At 33.7% G+C, this 23,468-nt stretch carries 25 protein-coding genes and 2 pseudogenes; 7 read left to right on the top strand and 20 right to left on the bottom strand.

The window, feature by feature from the left end; genetic code table 11:
• Positions 1–168: 168 nt before the first annotated feature.
• On the top strand, positions 169–1,116 hold the full coding sequence (locus tag AAHF52_RS01050) for an IS110 family transposase (RefSeq protein ID WP_214303303.1): 948 nt from the start codon (positions 169–171) through the stop codon (positions 1,114–1,116).
• Between the two features lie 561 nt (positions 1,117–1,677).
• On the opposite strand, the gene AAHF52_RS01055 is transcribed toward AAHF52_RS01050, so the two are convergent.
• On the bottom strand, positions 1,678–2,697 hold the full coding sequence (locus tag AAHF52_RS01055; RefSeq protein WP_342068410.1) for an IS110 family transposase: 1,020 nt from the start codon (positions 2,695–2,697) through the stop codon (positions 1,678–1,680).
• A 99-nt stretch (positions 2,698–2,796) separates the two neighbouring features.
• Positions 2,797–2,946: an ankyrin repeat domain-containing protein gene (locus AAHF52_RS01060; RefSeq protein ID WP_214303446.1), complete on the bottom strand. Its 150-nt coding sequence runs from the start codon at positions 2,944–2,946 to the stop codon at positions 2,797–2,799.
• A gap of 580 nt (positions 2,947–3,526) precedes the next feature.
• Between AAHF52_RS01060 and AAHF52_RS01065 the strand changes: the two genes are divergently transcribed.
• From AAHF52_RS01065 to AAHF52_RS01090, 6 genes are all read left to right on the top strand, one after another.
• Positions 3,527–4,864 carry a hypothetical protein gene (locus AAHF52_RS01065; RefSeq protein WP_264376947.1) on the top strand — a complete coding sequence of 446 codons (1,338 nt, stop codon included), beginning with the start codon at positions 3,527–3,529 and terminating at the stop codon, positions 4,862–4,864.
• 9 nt (positions 4,865–4,873) lie between these two features.
• The gene (locus AAHF52_RS01070; protein WP_264686240.1) at positions 4,874–6,790 is read left to right on the top strand and encodes a hypothetical protein; all 1,917 of its coding nucleotides are present in this window, start codon (positions 4,874–4,876) and stop codon (positions 6,788–6,790) included.
• Positions 6,732–7,073 (top strand): hypothetical protein, encoded by a 342-nt coding sequence (locus AAHF52_RS01075; protein WP_264376949.1) that lies wholly within the window; start codon positions 6,732–6,734, stop codon positions 7,071–7,073. The genes AAHF52_RS01070 and AAHF52_RS01075 overlap by 59 nt, the downstream gene beginning before the upstream one ends.
• Positions 7,074–7,730: 657 nt before the next feature.
• Entirely contained in the window at positions 7,731–9,680 is a 1,950-nt protein-coding gene (locus AAHF52_RS01080) for an ankyrin repeat domain-containing protein (protein ID WP_264376950.1), read from the top strand.
• Positions 9,681–10,001: 321 nt separating this feature from the next.
• Complete coding sequence (locus AAHF52_RS01085; RefSeq protein ID WP_319606775.1) at positions 10,002–10,289, top strand: hypothetical protein; 288 nt, start codon at positions 10,002–10,004, stop codon at positions 10,287–10,289.
• A 111-nt stretch (positions 10,290–10,400) separates the two neighbouring features.
• Positions 10,401–10,826, top strand: a complete 426-nt coding sequence (locus tag AAHF52_RS01090; protein ID WP_319606776.1) for a hypothetical protein — start codon at positions 10,401–10,403, stop codon at positions 10,824–10,826.
• Between the two features lie 591 nt (positions 10,827–11,417).
• Here the strand turns inward: AAHF52_RS01090 and AAHF52_RS01095 are convergent.
• From AAHF52_RS01095 to AAHF52_RS01180, 18 genes and pseudogenes are all read right to left on the bottom strand, one after another.
• Positions 11,418–11,798, bottom strand: a pseudogene (locus AAHF52_RS01095) (recombinase family protein); the annotation flags it as partial.
• Between the two features lie 41 nt (positions 11,799–11,839).
• Positions 11,840–12,796: an IS5 family transposase gene (locus AAHF52_RS01100; RefSeq protein ID WP_213863789.1), complete on the bottom strand. Its 957-nt coding sequence runs from the start codon at positions 12,794–12,796 to the stop codon at positions 11,840–11,842.
• 58 nt (positions 12,797–12,854) lie between these two features.
• Positions 12,855–14,006: pseudogene (locus tag AAHF52_RS01105) on the bottom strand (recombinase family protein); the annotation flags it as partial.
• Positions 14,007–14,008: 2 nt separating this feature from the next.
• Positions 14,009–14,440 carry a DUF2924 domain-containing protein gene (locus AAHF52_RS01110; RefSeq protein ID WP_264376416.1) on the bottom strand — a complete coding sequence of 144 codons (432 nt, stop codon included), beginning with the start codon at positions 14,438–14,440 and terminating at the stop codon, positions 14,009–14,011.
• Positions 14,441–14,444: 4 nt separating this feature from the next.
• Entirely contained in the window at positions 14,445–14,897 is a 453-nt protein-coding gene (locus AAHF52_RS01115) for an ankyrin repeat domain-containing protein (protein ID WP_264376415.1), read from the bottom strand.
• Positions 14,898–14,935: 38 nt separating this feature from the next.
• Positions 14,936–15,649: an ankyrin repeat domain-containing protein gene (locus AAHF52_RS01120; RefSeq protein WP_264376414.1), complete on the bottom strand. Its 714-nt coding sequence runs from the start codon at positions 15,647–15,649 to the stop codon at positions 14,936–14,938.
• Between the two features lie 167 nt (positions 15,650–15,816).
• Positions 15,817–16,971, bottom strand: a complete 1,155-nt coding sequence (locus tag AAHF52_RS01125; protein ID WP_264376967.1) for a phage tail protein — start codon at positions 16,969–16,971, stop codon at positions 15,817–15,819.
• Between the two features lie 7 nt (positions 16,972–16,978).
• Entirely contained in the window at positions 16,979–17,683 is a 705-nt protein-coding gene (locus tag AAHF52_RS01130; protein ID WP_264376413.1) for a DNA alkylation repair protein, read from the bottom strand.
• 24 nt (positions 17,684–17,707) lie between these two features.
• A complete protein-coding gene (locus AAHF52_RS01135) occupies positions 17,708–18,490 on the bottom strand; it encodes a baseplate J/gp47 family protein (RefSeq protein ID WP_264376412.1) in 783 nt (260 codons plus the stop codon).
• 2 nt (positions 18,491–18,492) lie between these two features.
• Positions 18,493–18,828, bottom strand: coding sequence for a GPW/gp25 family protein (locus AAHF52_RS01140; protein WP_264376951.1), 336 nt, complete (start codon positions 18,826–18,828; stop codon positions 18,493–18,495).
• A 2-nt stretch (positions 18,829–18,830) separates the two neighbouring features.
• Positions 18,831–19,085, bottom strand: coding sequence for a PAAR domain-containing protein (locus AAHF52_RS01145; RefSeq protein ID WP_264376410.1), 255 nt, complete (start codon positions 19,083–19,085; stop codon positions 18,831–18,833).
• Positions 19,082–19,546 (bottom strand): phage baseplate assembly protein V, encoded by a 465-nt coding sequence (locus tag AAHF52_RS01150; RefSeq protein WP_264376409.1) that lies wholly within the window; start codon positions 19,544–19,546, stop codon positions 19,082–19,084. Before AAHF52_RS01150 ends, AAHF52_RS01145 begins: the two co-directional genes overlap by 4 nt.
• A complete protein-coding gene (locus AAHF52_RS01155; protein ID WP_264376408.1) occupies positions 19,533–20,015 on the bottom strand; it encodes a hypothetical protein in 483 nt (160 codons plus the stop codon). The genes AAHF52_RS01150 and AAHF52_RS01155 overlap by 14 nt, the downstream gene beginning before the upstream one ends.
• Positions 20,012–20,503 (bottom strand): phage tail protein, encoded by a 492-nt coding sequence (locus AAHF52_RS01160; RefSeq protein WP_405054864.1) that lies wholly within the window; start codon positions 20,501–20,503, stop codon positions 20,012–20,014. The genes AAHF52_RS01155 and AAHF52_RS01160 overlap by 4 nt, the downstream gene beginning before the upstream one ends.
• Positions 20,504–20,522: 19 nt before the next feature.
• Positions 20,523–20,840 (bottom strand): hypothetical protein, encoded by a 318-nt coding sequence (locus AAHF52_RS01165; protein WP_264336637.1) that lies wholly within the window; start codon positions 20,838–20,840, stop codon positions 20,523–20,525.
• Between the two features lie 96 nt (positions 20,841–20,936).
• Complete coding sequence (locus tag AAHF52_RS01170) at positions 20,937–21,941, bottom strand: major capsid protein (protein ID WP_264376953.1); 1,005 nt, start codon at positions 21,939–21,941, stop codon at positions 20,937–20,939.
• A gap of 38 nt (positions 21,942–21,979) precedes the next feature.
• Positions 21,980–22,351, bottom strand: a complete 372-nt coding sequence (locus AAHF52_RS01175) for a head decoration protein (RefSeq protein ID WP_208571546.1) — start codon at positions 22,349–22,351, stop codon at positions 21,980–21,982.
• Between the two features lie 76 nt (positions 22,352–22,427).
• A complete protein-coding gene (locus tag AAHF52_RS01180) occupies positions 22,428–23,468 on the bottom strand; it encodes a S49 family peptidase (RefSeq protein WP_264376954.1) in 1,041 nt (346 codons plus the stop codon).

A 23,468-nucleotide genomic window follows, 5' to 3' on the forward strand; every position in this document is an offset into this window, starting at 1 on the left:
TAGGAATAGGGCTATTATGGGCATGTGCTACCGTCTCCGTGTTGGTGTTTTACAACCGTTTTTATCAAGGTACACTAGCCCTATCTCTCGATACGTTTGAATAGTTGCATGGGACATATGTATGCACCCGTTTACAACCTTAAATTAATTAAACTATCGGAGATTATTATGATTACATCTTATCAAAATTTTATTGGCATTGATATCGGAAAATTTAAAAATGTTGCTGCAGTGCACAACCAAAAGAACACTATCAAGTTTGATAATAATTCTGCTGGTTGGCAACAATTGTTCCAAGAATTTTCAAATATTCTACCTAATGCTTTTGTAACTTTGGAAAATACAGGAAAATATGAGCTTGGCTTAGCACATTTTCTTGTTGGTAAGAATGTTGCTATACATCGAGCTAATACTCGCAAAGTAAAAAGTTTTACCTTATCTCATGGAACTTTAGCAAAGTCTGATCAATCAGATGCAAGAACCCTTGCCCAATATGGATTTGAACGCTATAGTACTCTATCTCTATTTGTGCCTATGTCAAAGGAACAAACAACCTTAGTCGCACTTTGCCAACGTCGTGATGACATTACGCAAATGAGAGTTCAAGAGAAATGTAGATTAGCAGCACCTGAAAACGACTATATAAAAGAAAGTTGCCAAAAGGCTGTTGACTTTTTTAACAATCAGATAAATGAACTCAACGATTCTATACAAAAAATTATTGATGGAAATCCAGAGTTACAAAAGCGCCAAAAAATCATAAGAACAGTACCAGGAATAGGTATAAAATTATCTCAAGACTTTGTGTGTCTGATGCCAGAGCTTGGCCATTTAAACAAAAAAGAAGTTGCAAGTCTCGCTGGAGTTGCACCGCATCCAAAAGAAAGTGGAAAAACTATTGGCTACAGAAGAATAACGGGTGGTAGAAGTAATGTCCGTAGAAAGCTTTTTACGGCTGCAATGGCTGCTGCAAAGTCCAAATCTGCACTTGGTGCCTTTTATTCTAAGCTTGTTGAAAGTGGCAAGAAGAAGATGGTAGCTATAACAGCTCTAATGCGTAAAATTATAGTTATTGCCAATGCCAGGCTTAAAGAAGCAATTAATTTGCATATTTAAAATTTACACAGCAGTAACTGAAATGGGTTAATGAATATTGTGAATAAGTTCTCTAATTGCATAAAAGTCAACAATAATTTTTTGTATCATGAAAAATATTTTTTGATGTAAAATTCAGCTCTAATACAACCTTTTATTTATTATTGTATTATCTTATTCAATCAAAAGAGGTTTTATTGGCAATAAAAACATCAACACTAATTTCCAATTAATCTCTTTTAAACTATGTAGCCAATGAATATGTGGATAAATACGTCCACACAAACTTAAAGTATTTATCCACATATTCATTAAGCTTATAAAAACTAAGGTATCATTCTTTTCCTCTATAGTCTTAATGATTTTACATAAGTTAAAAGTAGCATGCTTCCATTGTTCTCTCCGCGGTCTAATATGGCTAATTCATATTGTAGCCAAGCCGCACTATACTTGTTAGGCGGAAGTGGACGGCAACATGTACGCCACGAAGTCTATGCTTCAACTTATCCTCTTGCTTATCCCTTCCATCGGCATTGCTATCTTTACTTTCAGTAAAATTATTGTTTTATACTTCTTTAGTGTTTATTGATAGCAAAACTCTTTTCTATCGATTAGCATCTTATGCATAATCACGGCTAATTTTCTTGCTACTGCAACAATTGCTTTTTTCATGCCCTTTTTCTTTTTAAGCTTCAATCCCCAGCTTCTTAATTTAAATATCCTTTTACATTTTACCAGTAAGACCTGCGCGGCTTCATATAACATATTCCTACAGTCCACTGGTCCCATTTTTGATATACTTCCGTGTCGATCAATCTCACCAGAAGCGTACTGTCTTGGACTTAATCCCATATAGGCTCCAACTGTATAAGATGTTTCAAACCTATGCAGATCATCTATTGCAGCTTTATATGTCATTGCTACTATAATACCAACTCCTGGAACAGTAGTTAATAATTTACAATCCTCATCTTTTTTGCTTTGTTCTGAGAGCATTTTATCAAGTTTTCTTATTGATTCTTCTATTATTTCTAAACTATGTACTAATGATTCAATTGAGGTTTGGCTAATTTCATCTAGATTATTAACCATTTCTTGCACTTTTAAAGCAAAGTTTGCAGAACTAAGACGTTGATTAACTTTTATCCCGTATATTTTCAGTAATCCCCTTATTGTTCCCGCAATTTGCTCTCTGCAACGTATTAATTGTCTTCTGCTTCCAAGTATTATTTTAACCTGACAAGCTTCGTCTGATTTTACTAATACCTCCTTAAATAGCCCAACTCTCATCATTTGTGCTATGCCTCTTGCATCATTTTTATCATTCTTATTGATTCTCGCAGATAATGCTGCTGCCATATGCCTTGCATCTACACAAGTTACTGGTAATCCAAGATTCCTCAACTCTTTGCACATCGATATTGATAATTGCCCGCTTTCTATTCCTATGGACTCGTATTTTTTGTTTTGACCAAGCAGAAACTCAGCTATTGCACTGCTTTCACTTGCAACAACCCCTTCTTTAACAATTTTTCCTTTCTCATCAATGATACTAATAAAAGTTTCTTTGAGTGAGACATCTAACCCGCTATAATGTTTCATGAGACTACTCCTACTGTAAAAGTTTAAATTATTCTTGAAGAACTAATTCATTGAATTTGTTACTTCGTGCTAAAATAATGGAGTATGTCTCTCCATCATTCAATAGCAATTACAGTATGTACAACCATCATTATCCTTAGCATTAATATCAGCTCCCATATCTAGAAGCTTTTCTACCATATCTAAATCACCATACCTTGCAGCTATATGCAGGAAAGTGTAGCCTTTACCGTCTTTTAGCATTAACATTACCCACTCCCTTAAGAGGCTCTTCAATCTTAAATTCAATAATAAGATAATACTCTATTTCTACTATCTTTAATAATATAATCATTTTTAGAACTCAAAACCAACTGTTGTGAGAAGTGTTTGTTTTGGGATGGTTTGGTCTACCAAACGATACATACGAACTTTTCTAGATAATAATTTCATTATACGCTGAAATCAGCTATATTGGCTCACTTTTACTAAACCTACGTACGAACTGTTTTGCCTAAGCTTATGAAAATAATTTAAACCTTCTATTTTTATAACCTTATTTCTATGCGGCTTGTTCTCGCAAATATACGACCTTTTTTGCAATTTTAGAAAGAGTCAATAATTCAAATTTTTGCAGCACTAAAATAGACGTTTCTTTAGTTACAACAAGGTCTATTTTTTCGTAAATAAAAATGTTTTATAATAATTAATTATTAGAATGAAAATATCATACTTGGCTCTCAAGAAATTTCCTGTTGTGCAGTGGTAAGGTTTGGAGAAAAAGATTGGCTTGGCAACGATAATTTACTAGACTAAAGTTTATATTAAAATACAAAATGGGGTTGCGGGTATGGAATCTGGTTTGGATCACAATTACAATAAAATACTTGATATATTAAAAGGTGCTATTAAAGGCGACGATAATCAAGTTAAAGCAAGAAAACATCTTAGAGTAGAAAGATGGTTGAGGGTTTATATTCAATTAATTGAAGATTTTGATGAGGGAAAATTAAAATTTTTCTCTGATATATTCTCTGATAATTCTTGTTGGGATGGAATAAAATTAAAAAATAAAGCTGTTGGTGAAAGGTTAACTGAAGAAAAAAATAAAAATGGAAAAGAAAATCCGCTTGATCTTGCAGATAGATATTACTTGGCATGTAAATATTGTCTAGAAGATAAGATTCCTGGATTGTTTGAACAAGTATTTATGAGATTTAAGAGAAGTGCCTTTGAAGAGGATGGATCTGATGATGATCTGAGAAGAGAATTATTGGAAAATATCGAAGAAACTAGCCCTATAGAAGCTTTCTGGTCTTTTCTTATTGATAAGCAGATTGGAAAACTAAACGAATATAAATCAGTTGAAGGTTTGCAAAAATCCATACAGATAAATTCTAATAAAAACTGGGAAGAAGGTATAGAGTTCTTCTATAATAAATTGCACAATGATTCCAGTATTTCTAGTCAAGATAAAAATAATTTGTTAATTGAAGCAGCTTTATCTGCAGTAAAGGGTTACAAAGAAGTAGACACCATAGAGTTTTGCCTGTCTAAAATGGATGATGAACAAAAGAAAAAATTACTAAATAGAGATTATAAGGAAAATACTTATTATGCAGTGTTGAATGTGCTAGTAGGTCAGTATTACTTTGATTCTTTTATGGAATTAAGCCGATTGTGTAGTCAGATTGAATGTGAACGTTACACAACTTTTTTATCTTCATTATCAGATCAAGTACTGAAGAATCCAGATCTGTCTGAAGAAACAAAAAAATGTATGATGAATGTTTGGGAACGTATAATAAAATTAAAAACTCAAGACCGCGGGGAGCAATCTATTTCCTCTATTTTTGTAGACTATTCAGTTACATATACAATAGCAAATTTAATTGTGGATCCAAGTAGACAAGGGGTAAGTAAAGAAGAAATATTAGGGAAGATATTAAAGCACGTAAAAGAAATGAGTGGTGAAGAGATGATAAAGGTTAAAGATTCTGTATTAAGTAAAATTCAGTTATTTCATGGGGGTAAAAAATTGCAATTAGGAGAACAAGTATTTTCTAAATTAGCTCAAGAAGCTTCTAAAGAATCAATTTTGCGTGAAGCTGGTGATACTTTGCCACAGTCAAGTCTCAGTACGACTGATACCCCATATAATATAAAATCTTTAGGCCATAGCAAATAGGAGAGTAATATGCCAAGTAATGTCAAGCCGCTTGAGTTGGTACAGCTTCTGTTAATGAGAAATAAATCAAAAGACGAGTTCCTAGATTTTCAAAAAAGGTTCCAATCGTTTATCAATCAATCTCCTTCTTTTTTGCATTCAGTTGGAAAGCCAGGCTTTTTCCCTAGTTTCTTTTTTGGTATGTTTGCTACTGTATTAGACACAGAACTTGCTACTAAAATTGGTATCAAAAAACTTCATTTTCGTTTTGATGATAATAGAACTTTAAAAATAGCTATATTAACTAATGAGGGACTTAAGTGTATAACGGTGTCTGATCAAGTTGATGGTAACATGCATCTAAAGTTCTCTCAAGGAGAGTTAGAAAAAATAGCACAGAAATGGAAAATGGGAGCAGAGTTTGATAAACTAGAAAAAGAAGAGCATGAAATAACAATTACAGGAAAAGAAGTAAAGTACGGAAAGGTTGATCCAGCTTTTAGTAAAAAGACTGATTATTCACAAAAAGGTTTTACAGAAATAGAAAAAGATCGTGACCAACAAGACCTAGAGAGCTTAATTTCAAAATTGAGTAATCAAAATTTTGAAGAAGTAAAAAAGAACGCTAGAAGAATGTTTAATTATATTACAAATGTCTATAAGAAATATGAAAAAGAAACTCTATTTAGCGGTAAAGAATCAAGTCATCATGGGTTTTTAGCTGGGTTTTTGATAAATTTTAAGTATCGTTTTCACCTAAAACTTTATCTCGAATTATTTGCTGGAAAAGGTTACGCAGACATTATTTTACTTGTGCGCGGTTCTGATAAGTCGCTAAGCTCTATTCCTATTATTATTGAGCTTAAAGCAGGTACTGGTGAGATAAGTACAGTGATAAAAGCATTGAAGCAAGCACAAGATTATGTTAAGGGCTCTTTTTCTAACTCTATAAGAATGATTACTATAGCTAATGAAGCTATTTGTGTAGGATTAAATTTTGACATGGTTCATCACGAAAATGTTAAAATTGATGTAGAAAATTTTCTTAGTCGAGAAGGTAATTCTGTAATAGAAAAGTTACTTGGCACTGAAGCAGCGAATGCTGAGGTGATAAGAACACAGCTAGAGTATCTTTACTATGGAATTGTTTGGAGCAATGGTGGAAGTGATAATATTAATTATGTCAGCAGAATGATCTTAGGTCAGCTAGTACTTATTTCTAATATTATTAAGCGTGAAAAGTTAGGTAAACATATTTTTATTTATGATCAAAATGATAAAATGGTTACTGGATCACAGAAACGCCCAGAAGCAGCAAAAGAAAGTATTGAGGATTGTGTTACAACTATAGTGCTAACTTTAGGTAAGAAGGTGCTTATACTCAACATAAATGAAAAAAATGAATTTGCATTGAGAGTGCCAGATAATAAAGGAATTCCTATTGAAAATATTAGGGGAATTCAAAACGTCAATGACATAAAGATACAAGAAATAACCTGTAACTTATACAGTACACCTAGTAATAAGAATCCATTTGATCAGTACTGTAATAAGAATAAGGGAATTACAGTAAATACGTATGACTCATTGGACAAATACAAAAGAGGTAAAGAAATTTTACAAGGTAATTTTACTCGAATTGTGGAAAATAAAAAATTTAAAGCAGCTTTGAGCAAAGCTATAGAATCTGGTAAATATGATGATTACAAAAAACTATTTGAAGAAATTTCTCATATACTACATCCTTTCAAATCATTAATAAGCAATGAGGCTACATTTCAAGCTGTATTGCATGGTTTATTTAGTAGCTACGGAGAAGATAATATAAAAGTTATTACTGAATTTCAAATAGGTGGTGGAGAGAAGTTGGATGTTATGTTGGTTATAAATGCTACTGATCAAAAAAAAAGAATACCCCCCAGTTGGAATAGAGCTAAAATTTGCTAAGAAAGGAGAATTGGATAAAAAAGAAAAAGATGCTAAGGACCAGTTGAAAAGATATAAAGAAGGTGAAGCGTATAAGGTAATTACTGATGCTGGCAAAGTGAAACTGATATATGCTGTTTTTAATAAAGGTGCAACAGATGAAGGTTCCCTTATAAAAATTGGTAATGAGTTTGTAGAGGTAGATGTAAGACATAGCTCTGTGGTTGCTTTTGGTCAACAGCCAGGTAGTCTCCAACAACCTTATGTTCAACAAGCAGGTCTATCTCGAGCAGTTAATCAGTGATCTAGTCTTAAGAAATAGTCATCTTAAGTAGGTTATGCTGTCGAGAAGTTTTGTGACAAAGTTATAGAAGGAAAACAAAATGATCCTGATACGAGTACATGGAGTGCTGTTAAAAGTTCGTTTTCTGATACATTTATTACTAAGCATAATATGAATTACATTTATAGTAATCAATCTCCAGTGAATTCCTTAGATAGCTAAGAGCTAAAAGTATGTATTGTGTAAATAGTTACCAAGGCTGGAAGGTTTTGAACTTTTTTTCACAACACTGATGTTCTTGCTAAAATATTTTTGAAAAAGTTAGTTGACTTATAAATAATTCTCTACTAATACTGGCATATGTTTGTTTATTCTGCTGAAGTGGCTCCGCAGGTTACTGTATAAGCTTCAGCAGTTTCCGTACTCCTTTAAAGTATAATTCATCATGCTCTTATAGTAGTGATATCAAGTATAGGTCTTAACCATGTTGATTTATAGTAAAATTAGCCCAAATTTGCAGTCATAAGCAACTTTTAACCTCTCTATATACTCCATTGTTACTCACCATAAAAACTTAACAAAAGCTTAACGACATAAGTAGTAAAAAGATTATGGTTATTGACTTAATGTTACATATCGCATACAATATATCATATATCTTAGCTTAGAGGGATAAGTATGGGTGAGTCTACTGGGATAGTAAAATCTATTATCAATCTACTAAAACCAAAATCCAAACCAGAACCATCTGATTTTGAATATGAATCAATTATAGAACATCTATTATCTAAAGAGCATTTATTAAATGAGCTGATGAATGATATGTGGTACTCAGGAGACTTACCATCAGTCAGAAACTATAATGAACCATTATCTTTGATAGATAGCAAACTTGGATTAAGTGAACAAATTTGTGTTTGGTTTGCTCTAGATCATGACCTTACACCAAGTCAAAAAAATTTAAACAAAAAGTTACTTAGTGCTCTAAAATGTTTAGCTTCTAACTGTGGTTCATTTGATAATACTGAGCCCCTTGAAGAATTTTTATATGATAATAGAAACAATAAAGATTTAAAAGTAATTCTTAACCTAAGAAGAGGAGAATCTCAATCAACAGTATTGCATGCAATTGCAGGAGCAAATATTGGTGGATTTCGTCGCATAGGAAATCAGGCTATAGATTTACTCTTAGAAGCAGGCGCAGATCCTAACATACAAGATAATAAAGGAAAAACACCATTATGCCTTGCTGCTGCCAAAGGTCATTACGATAATACAAACTCTCTCCTCTCAAAAGGAGCTAACCCTAATATAACAAGTAGAAAGGGTAAAACTCCACAACAAATAGCAACTAATAAACTCTGCTATAATATAGAAGAATTATTTCTAACTGATAAACAGAAAAAGTTAAATGCAGAATTGTATGACTTACTTGTACTCGATTCAGACTGCACTAAAAATTTAAAGGAGTTTTTAAGTAAGCATAAAAGAGATTCAGACCTAAAAGTAGTGCTAAATATTAGGCAAGGAATGGGTGAATCAAAAGTGTTTTCGTATGTTGATCGTTTTGCTTGGGATAATGAAGATCTTGCTCAAGAGTTAAGAAAAATATTTCTAGAAGCAGGAGCATTAGATTATGGTATAAATATTTATCGTCAGCAAAAGAAAGGACAGGTCAGTAAATTACTCGTTAATTTAACCTCAAATCAAAAGGAAAAGTTAAATGAGTTTTCTGATAAGGTGTTTCAGGCTCAAAACATGGCTGAACTTGAAGAGATTGTAAACGATGCTATAAAGTCTGGTGTACGATTAAACTATTCTCTTTCACAAGATTTCTTTTCAGGTAATGAGTACACTTTTACCGATTATGTGATGAAAAAAATCAGTGAATTAGAAAAGAATCCTAAAGTTGCTAGTAATATAATATGTCAATTAGTATCAAAAGGGGCAGTGTTTGGTAATACAGTTGATGCTAACACACTGACATCAGAATTTAAAGAGCATAAAACTAACCTAAAAAAAGCTTATAGAGATTATATTAGCAATTCTCATAAGTTTATTGAAATCGCAAAAAATGCAACCAATAGCGAGCTAAAAGATGTAAGAGTAGACAACTCCGTTTTTTACTTAGAATATTCTAAAGATAGTAAAATAGACATTATAAAGATAACAGATGGGGTAAGGGATTTAGGTCTAACAGATGGGGATGTAAAGTGTGGAAGAAATATAGTAAGGATTGGTAATAGTGAAGTAGAAATTAAAACTGAAGATGGCATAAGGAATTATACAGATCTTACAGAAGGCAGCAGTATAGTATTAACTTTCTATACTAGTTTGGGAGAATTGGAAGTTAGATTATATCCTGATGAGAACAATAAAAAATTGATAAGAGTAGAAGTGAGCGATGAAGATCTATTTGAAGAAATAGCAAGTCATGAAGAAATAGGGCAAAATTGCTTATTGGGAGGTTTATCGGTTATTGAAGCTATAGATCAAGGTGTTTTTGCTAGATCTGGTGGATTAATGCGTCCTGAAGTAATAAGCGAGTCTAACAACAAAAAGGTTTCATGGGCAGAACGTGAAGAATTAAGAAGGGTTTCTAATTCGAGGGAAGAAATTGCTAGGTAGAAGGTATTAAATATTAACTAAGATAATTAGCAATCTAAGAAACGAATTATCTTAAGCTCTACACAAATCACTCGCTCTTTTTTACAATTAATTTGGTTTATAGAACTACTCGTAGTAATCAAAATAAGATTTTTTCTTATAGTCAAGTTATAGTAAAATGAAATGCGATAAAGTTGCATTATTCTTTCTACAGCTAAATTTTTGCCTTAGCGTATTTATTATACAGGTAGTACAAAGCCATCGTTACACTTATATATCGTCAATAATCTATTAACAATTCCTATGTATAATTAATTTTGAAGGCTTTAGTAAGGGGGAAGTATGACAGAAGCAAATCCAATAGTTACATTAAAGGCTAAAATTAAAGAATTTGGTTTTAATAAATTAAGAGCTAAAGATAATAAAAGCGCAAATTCTGGTGAGCAAGCATATAAAGACATTAATAGAATGGATTTCATCATTAACGGAGAGAATATAGATAGGGATTTTGTTGACCGATTATATAAAAAACATATTAGCTTGGTTAAAAATAATAAAGATGGAGAAAAGAATTATCGTTCATTTGCAAAAGAGGTTTTTAAGGAGATGTTTCAACATTCTAGAGCATAAGCTCCAAATGATCATATTCTAGAAGAGTTAGCTACTAATTGCAATCAAGCAGGATATGAACATATATATGGACCATTTATGATGGAACTTTACGAGAAACATAAATTATTTATGAGTGTCAATAGTGGTGTTGATAGAAAAGTGTACATTGACTGCAAAAATCCAAATTCTGTAAAAGTTGAGTGTAAAATCCCCAAAGCACCTGTAAAGCTTCTAGATTTTTCTGAGAAAAAAATATGTGATATATCATTTTCAATGGAATTTACACTTGAATCTCAGAATGGTAAAGAGGGTCTAATATATAGAGACGGTAAGTTATTACTTGATGTTCCTGAGGAGTTAAAAAACTATCAAGATGGCGATAAGAGTTTATTTGATATTATAAGAGAATATTTCGAAAAATTTTGCAAAATATTAGGATTTACGTTTGCAACAAAAATAGAGCACAACTTAGGAAATGAATTGAAAGTAGACAGTCATGGCTATCTGGAAAATGTGGAACCTCCTGTCCGGAGCAATAATCATGCTCATGGTTAAAAAAGTATGCTCTATAAGCTCAAATGAGAAGAAATTACCTAATTTAAAAGTTTTACTTGATAATTATGGATTTTCTCAACTGCGCAGGATTCAAAGAAGGCTGGATAATAGACCTACTCAAGTTTAGTATTCGGCTTTGTAGCATTATACAACGCAAAACCCATACACCACATCTACTGCCACTGCGAAATAAAACATAAAACGCAACACAGCTCACCAATAATAACGCACCAACAACACCAGCCGCAATTGGTTGGTTTGATGATTTTTCGTATATAGGGATTTCCTTCACTATAAAAACATGGTTCTATTTCAGCAGAAAAGGGTTGTTATGTGAGTTTGACTCTTGCTCAATAGTTTGCTCTGGTTTCATATGTAAATTGAAAATCTTTACTATTTATATTAATATACTCATATAATTTAATGTCAGTTTTTGTCACACTGGTTTACGTCAAGACTATTTTTAACCTCTTCAACATCTGTTGGTGCATTAGAAGTCCTTCATATTTTGCAATAGTGGTTTCCTTATAAATCCTTGAGTTTTTTTGCAACAGCTTTTCCTATTCTCTTCGATGTTTTCATCTCCTCTTGTTAAACAATGCAATCAAGACCATAAAATTTCTCCAATTGCTCACTCCACAGCATCGGTATTTCTCTCAAATCAACTAATTTCAAATCTCTTGGCTGTCTCCCATTTACTATGTCTTCTTTAATCTTTGGTGCTAAATAATTCAATCTTAAAATTTGCTGTATACTTCTTGTACCTATATTAATTTTGGCACTCAGCTCCTTCACACTTTCGTATTTTCCCTCTTCTAGTTGCCGTTTCCACAGATGGGCTCTTACCACTGCTTTCAGTAATGCATTGTTTGTTTTACCTTCTGGTTCTACTACCGTGCATTTATTTCCTTTCTTCTTTATTGGTATAAATTTTTCCTCTGATTCAGAACTCACCTCTATTCCATCCGGCTTTGTTGCACAGCTCTTCGGATAGTGGGTAATGTATAATAAATTCATGAAGCTATATCAAACTTAGCCATGCCTATTTCAGTAAATTTGTTAAGCAAATAACACTTGAGTAGCAGTTCCTTCTCACGATTAATCTCAGATTTATTCCTAAAACTAAATCCAAATATTTGCTTCAGTCGCGAGAAAAAACTTTCTATATAAGATCTCTTCCAATAATTTATCTCTTTTTTCCACCTCTTCATACCATCTTCATCATATGACTTTATGAGCTTGATTGTAGAATTTCTCTCATTCATATAATCCAACTTTGGATGCTCTACTGCATTATTTTGCGGAGGAATCCTTGTCTTTATGTCAAGCTCATCGCACAGTTTGTATAACTTCTTTCGATTATATGCCCTATCTGCATATATCGTGCTTATGTTATACTTGGTATCCACTCTTTCAATAAGATCACAGGCTCCATAGTGGTCGGAATAAACTCCACTACTGTATTTTGCAGCTATAACTTTTTTACTACCTATCTCTAGCATTACATGTAGCTTTCTTGTTTGCTCATAGCGGCGATACTTTCTATCTGTACCATTTGCCTTACTATGGCCTGGAATATTATTGTAGATGCTGATACCTGTACTATCTATAGCAATTTCAATATCTTCCATATCGTTCTTATCAACTCTGCAGTCGTTGATTTTGATATTAAGCTTTTTAAACCTTCTTGAAGCCTGCGAATAGCTGATAATTTGCAAAATTTTCCCTATTTGCTCAAGATATTTCTCTATAAATCCCACTGTTTGCCTAAGACCAATCCTGAATAGATAGGTTATTATGTGAATTAGAATCACTACTTTGTCGCTGTAGACATTGTTGCCACCTGCTACTTTTGGACTATTTTCGTACCAATTTTCAATGGCATCGTTGATATAATGAAAAACATTTCCCCTTTCTTGAAGAAATTTGTTATATTCATTGCAGTTACTGACTTTCATTCTTATTGGCATATTTTTCCTTTGTCGGCTAAATATCTATTTTATAACAAATTCCATCAGTAACTGCCTGTTCTTTCCTTGAGTGGTGCAACAAAGCCATTCCATCCTCTCTCACCATTACTCCTTTTATTAACTTTTTCACTACTTCTTTCTGCTTTCCAAAACTTAAATTTTTCCATTCTTCCGCATTTTCTCCCCATTTTTCATATAAATCTTCCGCTTTCTTCATCACTTCTTTTTCCACTTCTCCAGCAACTATTGTTCGATTTACTGATTCACAATTCTTTCCCCTTAAGTGATTGTTGCATACGTAATATCGATATCTCTTATTCTCCTTTTTTGCATATGTCAGTGTCATATTCACATCACAGCTCTTGCACTTAATTATTCCCCTAAGCAGTGCTTCCTCATATTTTGCTTTTCTATATGGCTGATTCTTTATTAATTCTTGTGCTTTTTTCCACTTTTCCTCTTCTATTATTGCTTCATGTTTTCCTTCATACTCTTTCTCATAATGCCGTATTTTTCCCATATATATTGGGTTTGTTATTATTCTTCTCACCGTCGCTTTTTTAAAGATATCTGATTTTATCCGGTACCCTTGACTATTTAACTCCCTTGCCAACTCTGCCATTGACTTCAGCTCCACATATCTTTCAAATATATGCTTTACTGTTTTCGCTTCTTTCTCATTTATTATTAATTCTTTATCTTTTACATCATACCCTAGCGGCACAGTTCCACCCATCCATAAACCTTGTTCTTTTGATGTTGCTATTTTGTTTTTTACTCTCTCTACAATCATCTCTCTTTCTAGTTGTGCTGCTCCTGATAATACCGTTTGTACGAACTTTCCCATTGGCGTATTATTGTCAAATATCTGCGTTACTGCTACAAAATTTACTCGATGCCTTCTGAAAAATGATGTAACTTCTATACTATCTTTTGTTTCCCTTGATAGCCTGTCTAATGTATATACTACTACACAATCTACTTCTCCTTTTTTTACATCTTCAAATAATTCCTTTATTGCTGTTCTTTCTAAATTCTTTCCTGAATATCCGCCATCATCATACCTTTTGGCCAATGCTACCCAGCCTTCTCTGCTCTTTATGTACTTTTCACATGCTACTCGCTGCGCATCAAGACTGTTAAACTTTTGTTCTAGCCCATCCTCATTTGATTTTCTTGTATATATCGCACACCTTACTTCTTTTAGCATTTTCAATTTTCATTTTTATCACGCATACCGAATAATAAAGGTCCGTTGTAGCTCATTCCCATTATTTTCCCGGCTACTGCTGATAATGATGTGAAAAATTCTTCTCGGTAGATTAAACCCTTGTCTGTTACCATTACCGCATGTGTCTCTTCACCTCTCTCTAGTATTAATTCTGTCCCTTCTACTGGTAATTTATCGCTACTTATTCTTTTTCCCTTCTCTAGCCGATCTGCCAGATACTCTAGTCTTTTTAATCCTTTTCTTGACATTTCTCCATATACTTTTTCCTGCATTCTATAAGCTAATCTTGGTATCAGATATTTCTTTGAGTATCTAGGAGCTTCTTCCCCATATACCTTCTTCCACATTCTCCTCAACTCTACCAACGCTTTTTTCTCCAAATTCATTACTTTCTTTTCTATTTCTTTCTCCATATTTTTAGCCCTTCATAAATAGCTTTTCAATTCTGTCTGTTTCTTTCTTTAATACCTCGGTTATCTTTTTGCTATTTTTAGCATAATCCATCGCTGTCATTCCAAATTTATCCGCTTGCTCTATTTCTCCTCCAGCTTTCACTAGCTCCTCCACTATTTCTTTTTCTCCTACCATGCACGCAAGGTGTAGAGGTATGCATTTATTTCCATATTCCTCAGCATTTACGTCTGCTCCTGATTTTATCAATTCTCTCACGATTTCTAGACGTTTCTCCGTTACCGCTAGGTGCAGTGCTGTATATCCTCCTACATCTGCTGCATTTACATTCACTCCTTTTTCAACTAATACCCTCACTGTTTTTGCGTCTATTGCATAATGCAGAGCTATTCTGTCTCTTTCATAAATATTTTTAAACGAGTTCTCTAATAGTAACTCCTCTTTTTCTTTTTTACTCATAATCCACCTCACCTTTTCTTTAAATTTAAATCCCTCTTTTAAACCTTCCTTTTCGCTACCTCATCTATCATTTCGTTCACTTGGCTCATTATTTTGCTTGCTAAATTTTTACATTCTTCCTTTATTAGCGATTTGTCTCTCTTCCTTATTTCTCCTATCTCTATTATTTTTAGCTCCGGCATGTAGCTTCCATTCAACATGTCTGCTATTTCTCCCACTAGCCCCTCTATTCCATAGCACGTCAGTTCTCTACTTTTTGTTATTCCTCCTTTTTCTCTCAAAAATTTACTCGCCTTTTCACTCTCTTTGCTATCACATAGACGATACTTTTCACTTTCCCAGATGTAATACATTGGTGTTGCACCATACTTATTCAGTTGATTAACTTCAGCTCCTGCTTTTACTAGCTCTTTTATTATTTCAACTCCTCCTATTTTGCACGCAGAGTGGAGTGGCGTACATCCAGTGACATATTGAGTGGCATTTACTTCTGCTCCTTCCCTTAGTAGCACTTTTACATTTTCTAAACTTTTTGCGAATACTGCACAGTGTAGTGGTGTATAACCATTTTTATCTCTTGCATTTACCTCTGCCCCTTTTTTTATTAATAATCTCACTGTTTTGTAATCGGAGATTTCCGCTGCTTGGTGTAATATTGTCTCTTCTTCTTTATTTCTTTTATTAATGTTTTTAAACCCGTTACTTGATACTTCTTTAAAAAACTTACTAAAAGATTCTTTGCTAAACTTCATACATACCTCACAAAATTAGCTTTTCTAGCGCCAGACAAATTTCTTATATTTACCTGCCGCTATTCAAGTCATGTCCTTTTTAGCATGAGAAAGCAAGTCTTTTTCTTTTTATTTCATACACTTTTACCTATTATTAATATAATATATGAGTATCTAAATATAAGTACTTAACTTATTAGAGATATTATTCGACTATCTTTCCAACTTCTGTGCAAATGTCGATGTTCATGCCACTTCAGTACTCCCAGGTAAAATACTAAAATGTAATTTTCTAATTCGTGTATCGAATCTTTTTGCTCTAAATCGTTTTCATACTTAATATTGTGTTCTGCTAAACCATATTTTGTAATCTTCTGATCAGTATAGTTTTCTACTTTGTAATTGTGAGTAATGCTAAACCTTTCTAAAATTGGCTTGTGTTTTAAATTCCAACGTTGCCCTGAAAGTTTATCGTTTCCCAATACAAATTTATTTCCTTCTTCTTCTATTCTACCAACCGGAAAACAGCTATTTATTTCTCCTAATTTCCAGCTATCTGACAGTACAATCTGCGCTTTTGCAAATTTAATCGATGGTAATAAGCTTTGAGTTAGAGGATACAGGGCTTTTAAGTTATACCACTGATGACTTCTTTCATAAATACCGTTATAATTCTTTGTGTGAGGCTCGGTTTCTCCAAGGATTGCTACATCTAGGCGATATATATCATTGCTTAAAGCTCGTTCATAATGATCGCGTAGATAGTTTTCTATAATCCTAATAACTGGACCACTAGACCTGAAAAAATTTACTCTTCCAAACGATAATACTGGTCCATCTTTTTCAATTTTTATCCCTGAGTAATCCGATAACAAACTTCCAAAAAAGCTTTCATCTAAAATAAACCTGTCAACATTGTAGTGATCATTGAAAATCCTCATTAGCCTTGATCTTGCTGGTAATGATAGTTTTGCAAGTTCTACTACTGCATCCACAAAAAAGTCATTTGGAACATCCTTTATTCCTATTTGCAACTCGAAAAAATGTTTTCCAGGTGGTTCTTCGATAATTTTAATATCTTCTATATTTGCCCATTTGAGCGCTATTTTAAGTGATGCAGGTGTTCCTCTCAGTCTTTGAAATTTCACTCCTTCTACTACAGCTTTTCTTTTGTCTTTTACCCAGCGTAGTATTTCTTCTAAGCCATATTCTCCAATTAACCATGGTAATACTTCCTCTTTAAAACTGAACTTAAATCCCCTAATGCAGCTCGGATCAACTTTGTAATCGAGGCTATCTACTATATCTCTTTCTTGTTTAGTGGAATTTGGTGGCAGCAGCATTCTTTTTTTACCTAGTGTTAAGATAACTTTCCCTTTCATTTTTAGGCAACTTTTCAATTGCATACCTCAACATCGTTCTTGGCATACAGGCAGCATATCGATCAAGAAATACCACAAGCACTTCCTTATTTCTTTTACCAACTTCTCTTAGCATCCAACCAACCGCTTTATGGATTAAGTCATGTGTATCCTTTAACAAAATCTCAGCAATCTTAAGCGTCCATTTAAATTTACCTTTACGGATAAAGTCTAGAGTTGACACAATTGCAATACGCCGCTCCCACACTATCTCTGATTTTGCCAAACTCACCAGAACTTCTTTATCTTTGTTATATAGATGAGCACCAGCAATCAAATGAGCTGAAGAATCAACTAAATTCCAATTGTTCACATATTTCAAGTTATACATATAAAACTTGTAGATCTCATTTTTTAACTGTTTATCTCCTCGTTCGTATTGATTGATTAGCATTAGTAAAGCAAGTAGTCTTTCTTCATTAATAGGAGATTTAACAAGGTTTGTTATACCTTCAAGGGGTAAGTTTATAAAATCTTTAGCAATCTTTCGTAAAATAGGTACACTCACACCTATAAATTTGTCGTGCTCTGCATAATCACCAACATTAACCTTATAACATAAAGTATGTTTTTTCTGTGATAAACTAGCAAATTTCTGTAACAGCAATTTTATATCTTCTAATTCTGAGCCCATTACTTATTTATATCTTTTCTAACACTATACATTTAAGCTTAAATTTCTCAAGGTAACACACTCATTTCCTCTAACAACAATATCTTCCTTTGGTTCTGTCAGCTCAATATTACTTATTCCTTCAATGAAAAGATTAGCAATTATCCAAGACCTTGTTACATTCCAGCCCAAACCTTTTGCTAATTCAAATTTTTCAACGAATTGCTTTTTTGCTATCTCAATAGTGTCTTCTGATAGTGCTATAATTTTAGCATGAATACCCATCGAAATAATATTGCAGCCGATAACCGTAACTGCATCAGTTAGCATTCGAACATCATCTTGAGTAACTTTTTTCCTTACGATATTAAGTAATTCTTCTGAAGGCACTCCATCTACGGACAATATTGAGACCTGTACGCTCCCAGGAACAAGAGATTCAACTAATGTATCTTTAACACGAATGTCAGCTGATAGTGCATGATAGCGGTAATATTCTTTCCCACCAGGTGACCAACCTACTATTTTTATTTTTACCCTCTTTCTAAATCTTTCATCCTCTTCTTCTTTCTGCCTCTCTACTCCATAAAACTCAGCTAAATTATCAAGATCTTCTCCCATTGCAAACTTCAGTACATTACTTTTTACTGCCTCATTTATTCTTTGTCTTAGTAACAATTCCCTCCATGCTGTTACTTCTAATACCTTCATCGCTGGGTCACTTTCTACTAATGCTGTAAAACTTTCATCTCTACGCACTAACTCTTCCTTCATTCTCGAAAAGATTTCCTCAAAGTTCAGTGGCTCGATAATATTTGGCTGCTGCATCTTTATACCACAACCCCATCAAAGCGAATGTTTTTCCCACTTGGCACGTATAATCCTTCCAGGTCAAGCGTTACTTTTCCCTCTTTTACTTCTGTAATTTTTACTTTTTCTAATTTAAACCTTTTTTCCCATTTTTCCAAAGCTTCTGCAGTTGCTGCATATATCTCAAGTGTTAAATCTCTATTTATTGGCTTATCCACCAATTCAAATAATCTTGACCCATAATCTCTCCTCATTATTCTACTGTTAATAGGAGTGGTCAGTATATCAATTATCGATTGCTTTAATTGCTCTATTCCTTCTAACGCTTTTCCTGTTTTAGCATCCATACCCTTCATTTCTATTTTGCAAAAACGCTTTCACTGCATTTTATTACTTTAAAACCACATGAAACTATATCTCCTACTCTTCCTACACTAAGACCATTTGCAAACACTGTTTTTGATCCTTGAATCATTACTTTTCCTTCACTAAAACTTTCTCCTTGTCTACATATTGACTTACCGTTTACAAAAACATTATTACTTCCGCTAATGCAGAAATGTGGTATAGCTTCTCCACAGTAGTCTCCTAACCTCACTATTCCTTTGTTCAATTTAAGTCGATCCTTTCTGCTTTCAGTTTTATTCCACTTTTTGTCATTTCTATACTTGATCCCCCAGCTTTCAGTGTTATTTTGTCTACTACTTCAATCTCTAAATGATGTTTTCCCTTATCATATAACAATCTTGTTCCATCTTGAAACTTCATACTATTTATTTCTTTTTTATTCTCTGGTGCAGGGTATTTTTTCTGATATATTCCTCCTAATACCACTCCTAATGATAGTTCACCAAAAGGAGAAAATACCACAACTTGTTCATCGATACCTGGTGAAGACCAATTTCTATCTTTTCCTGCTTTACTTGTTATCCACGGTAAATAATCTGTTAAAAATTCTCCTATTTTCACTCTTACTTTTGCTTTTTCATAATCTACTTCTTTTACAACTCCTATACGAATGATATTCGCTACTTTTCTACTTAGCTCTGAAATCGCAAAACTATGATCCAACATGTACGTTACCTATCTCTATAATATGCGGTTTAATTCCAGTTTCTGACCACACTGATTTACCAATATGTATCTCATGAACCCATTCAACCATCCACACTAAATATGCATCGAGCTCTGGTCTAAAGTCATCTCCTCCTCCTGATATAAATTCTCCTGGTGAAACATTTTTCACGTTCCAAGTGTTTTTATTTACTATTTTCACAACCTCAGCAGCTAATGTTCTGACAATAATAGGGGCATTTTCTATAGTACTATCAACTACTATTCTTGCCTCAAATCTTACCCTCAGAGCTAGTTCACCTGTTCCTGGATCACTTCCTTTTTCAAGACTACTAAGTTCTACTAATACCGCTGGTGCTAACAGTTCTTTTCTTATCGTCGGGTATACTTCGCATGTTTGTATAGTTAGGATTTCTTTCTTCAGTGTAGTACAAATTGCTTGATGTAAATCTATCCAGAACTTTGTCATACCTTTAAAATATAATTTAGCTCATGCTTAAAGTATTTCTCAAACTCTCTCTCACTCTCATAATTAACAAGGTCTTTTATTATTCTTGAGCCTTCAGGTTCCAGTGGTAGCTTTACTTCTTGTATTGGCAATGCTGCTCTTCCTTCACGTTTAAACATACCGCTATTTCCTTTTGGCATAACTGCTGCAAATCCTCCTATAAACTCATGCTTTCCTACTTTCGATCCTCTTCTTGTTTTTTGTATTTTGCCAATTGTCGATGCTCTAATGTCATAGAGATTTGCTCTAATCAACACGTCTAATCTGCTAGTTTTCGCCTTAAAAATTCTTAATCTCTTTCTTATCAAACTTAATTTTATCTTCTTTTCCTCACTGATTTCCTTAGCTGCTTGTCCCTTTAACCATATTGCTGTTTTGTTCAGCGCTTTTATAGCTGTCAGTTTTATTTTCTGCTCTTTTCTTTCAATATTGGAGATTATTTCATTAATATTGTTACTAATTTTAATATCAAACACTTTCTATTGCTTCAATTTTCCATATTTCACTCGAAGAATCTTTTAACGGTGGTTCAAAAATCTTGTAGAACCTTTTTTCAATCTTGATATAATCGCCTATGCTAAAGGAAGTAACGTCCTGATCACGTATTTCTACAGAAGCAATTTGCTGAGTTAATGCTCCATCTGTACCTAGAGAGTACGTAGTCTCAGGACGTTTTATTAGCACTTTTATTCTACGAATACCCTCCTTATTTCGATTACAATATATGGCTTCCACTCCTAGATGCTTAAAACAATCCTCCAATAATCGCTTAATATTCTCTTGCATATTTCTTTTTGATATACTAACCTTTACATGCTAAGAAAGCGCATACCGGTAGAGTCGTTCTGTGCCTCACCAACTTGTAATTACTCTACCAGTATGTTATGCTATAGCGACTTTTACTAATACGCCAGGTCTATGGCACATTGGCAGAGGATTTGACTGCGTATGTAAATCTGTTCCTCTATCAAATCTTCTTGGCTCTTGTTTTGCATAAAGTGGTTGTCCTAGTGTGTTTACCGTTTCATTAAAATCTGCTGGTGCAAAATATGTCGTAAATGTGCTTGCTGTTCCTACTGGAAAACAGTGCCCTGTATCTTTCTCAATAAATCTTCTCACAGTTCCTTCAGGGCCAGTTGCTTGCCCTCTATACTCCTCAAATGTTATGCCACAGAACGTAAATCCTGATCTCATATCGTTTCTTAGCGCTGCTCCTTCTTGCCATCTTTCATATGCTTCTTTCACTTTACTATGCGAAGTTAATGCATCAAAAAATTCAGGGCTTACCAAGGCATGTACTCCTGTCATATATTCACCACTTAGATTATCTTCTATATGCCGGAGTACTTCCATACACTTACGCTTGACATCTGTTGTTGCTGTTCCAAGGGTAAAATTTACTACTTTTGGTGTTATTTCAAATTCGTTGTACAGATTTAATAATTCTGACCCGTCAGCATCAAGAATAATTCCCTTCAGCGCTCCCATTCGTAAATGCTCTAATGTTATTGCGTGTTTGTTCCTCATTAGCTGTAAATGGTCAGTTATTACATCTGCCAGCGCTTTAAGTTCACTCTCTGATCCAAATGCCCTTATTCCTTGTACTTCCTCTGGTAACACTACATCATCATGTGGAATATGCGGAATCGTAAACGTTCTTACCTTTCTTTTTCCTCTTTTTCCTACTGTTGCTGGTGCTCCTGGAACTTGCGTTGGTAGTAAACTTAAAACTCCATTATGTTCTTCTATGGTAATATGTCTAAATCTTACTGACCTATTTGGAAACAAATTTAAATTTTCAACTCGTCCATAATTTATCGGCAATATATTTATCGCATTTGTTAGTGCCGTCATGCTAAATGCTGTATTTGTAAATGGATTTTGCATTTTTTATTTCCCCCCTTTTGTGTTTTTAATAGTTTTTTTTAAGCTCCCTTGCGGATAATGATCCCTCGTCCTTCAAGTTGCTTTATTGCTTCAGCTTTCTGTTCTTCAGTGATATTTGCTGGCCACACAACTGCATGATCTGCTAGTATTGCACCACGAGTAATAATTACTGCTTTGGCATTTTCTGTCGCATTTACATCACTTACTATTGCACCTATTGCTGTTTGTGTGCCGTCTGTTCCAGTGGGATTAAGGACTCTAATAAAACCATCTTCCGTCTTTTTGGCAACTACTGCACCAAGCTTAAGATTTTGACCTTTAGCTACTGTTATTTGATCTCTTGAATATAGACTTGATGCCTCATACTTTAATAAGTCACCTAGATTATTTTGTTCAGTTATACATGTCATATTTTCTTTTCTCCTTTTTTTCCCTTTAGTTTACCGCCATGTTTGTAGTTGTTGTACCCGACGGTTATAAAAAAACTTAAATACTTGATTGTGCTCTAGCTTTAGCTACTTGCATCATCAACTCCTCTCCTGAATTCTGTGGTATTGCACTCAGTATCTCTGTCTTCTTCGTTCTCTCTGCAAGTAATTCCATTAAAACTTCCCTGGCTTGCTCAACACTTACGCCTTGCTCAATAAATTCTTCTATCTTTTCTGGCACCTTCGATAAATTACATAAACGTATTAATTCAAGAACTTCAGTACGATACTTGGTTAAATTATCAGTTTCTAGGTCGTTTGTAGTTTGTTCATTCATAGTAATACTCCTGTTTTTATTAATAGATGAAAGAATTGTCATTCCGTCTGCAAGGCCTATTTCTACTGCTTTCTCCCCAAAATATAGCCCTGCTTCTGTTGATCGAATCTTTTCAATTGAAAGACCTCTGTTTCTTGCTATTAGCTGCAAAAACATTTCATATAGTCTTCCTACTTCTTTTTGTAAGCTTTCTAAACTTTCAGACGTCATTGGCTCATGCGGATTTAAATCATTCTTCCGACTACCAGCAAATATTGTGGTATATTTTATTCCCTGTTTTTCGTCAAATCCACTTTGATCTATATGACTTGCTATTACTCCTATACTCCCAATTCCTGAAGTGCGGGTGAGAAAAATCTTTTCAGCGCTAGAGGCTATAGCGTACGCAGCAGAATATGCATCATCATTTGCTATTGCAATAATTCTCTTTTTTGCTCTTGATTCATAAATAAAATCAGCTAGGTCAAAGACACCGTTTACTTCCCCTCCTGGACTGTCTATGTCAAGTAGAATCGTCTCTATGCTTTTATCTTCTAAAGCACTCTCTATCTCTTCATGAATATTTTCATACGAAGTCATGTCTAAAATATGATCAAAAGCTTCTGTTTTTTTTGTCAAAACTCCATAAATACGTATTATTGCTATTCCTTTTGGATTTATATGAAAATGCTTTAAATTCTTAAAGATAGGTTGTTTGCTGTTATATAATGATAGTAGTTCAAAACTTCTTCTCTCTACCATTATTGGTTTATTTATCCACAT

Origin of the sequence: Wolbachia endosymbiont (group B) of Melanargia galathea (assembly GCF_964030625.1) — a bacterium.
Taxonomy (GTDB): Bacteria; Pseudomonadota; Alphaproteobacteria; order Rickettsiales; family Anaplasmataceae; genus Wolbachia.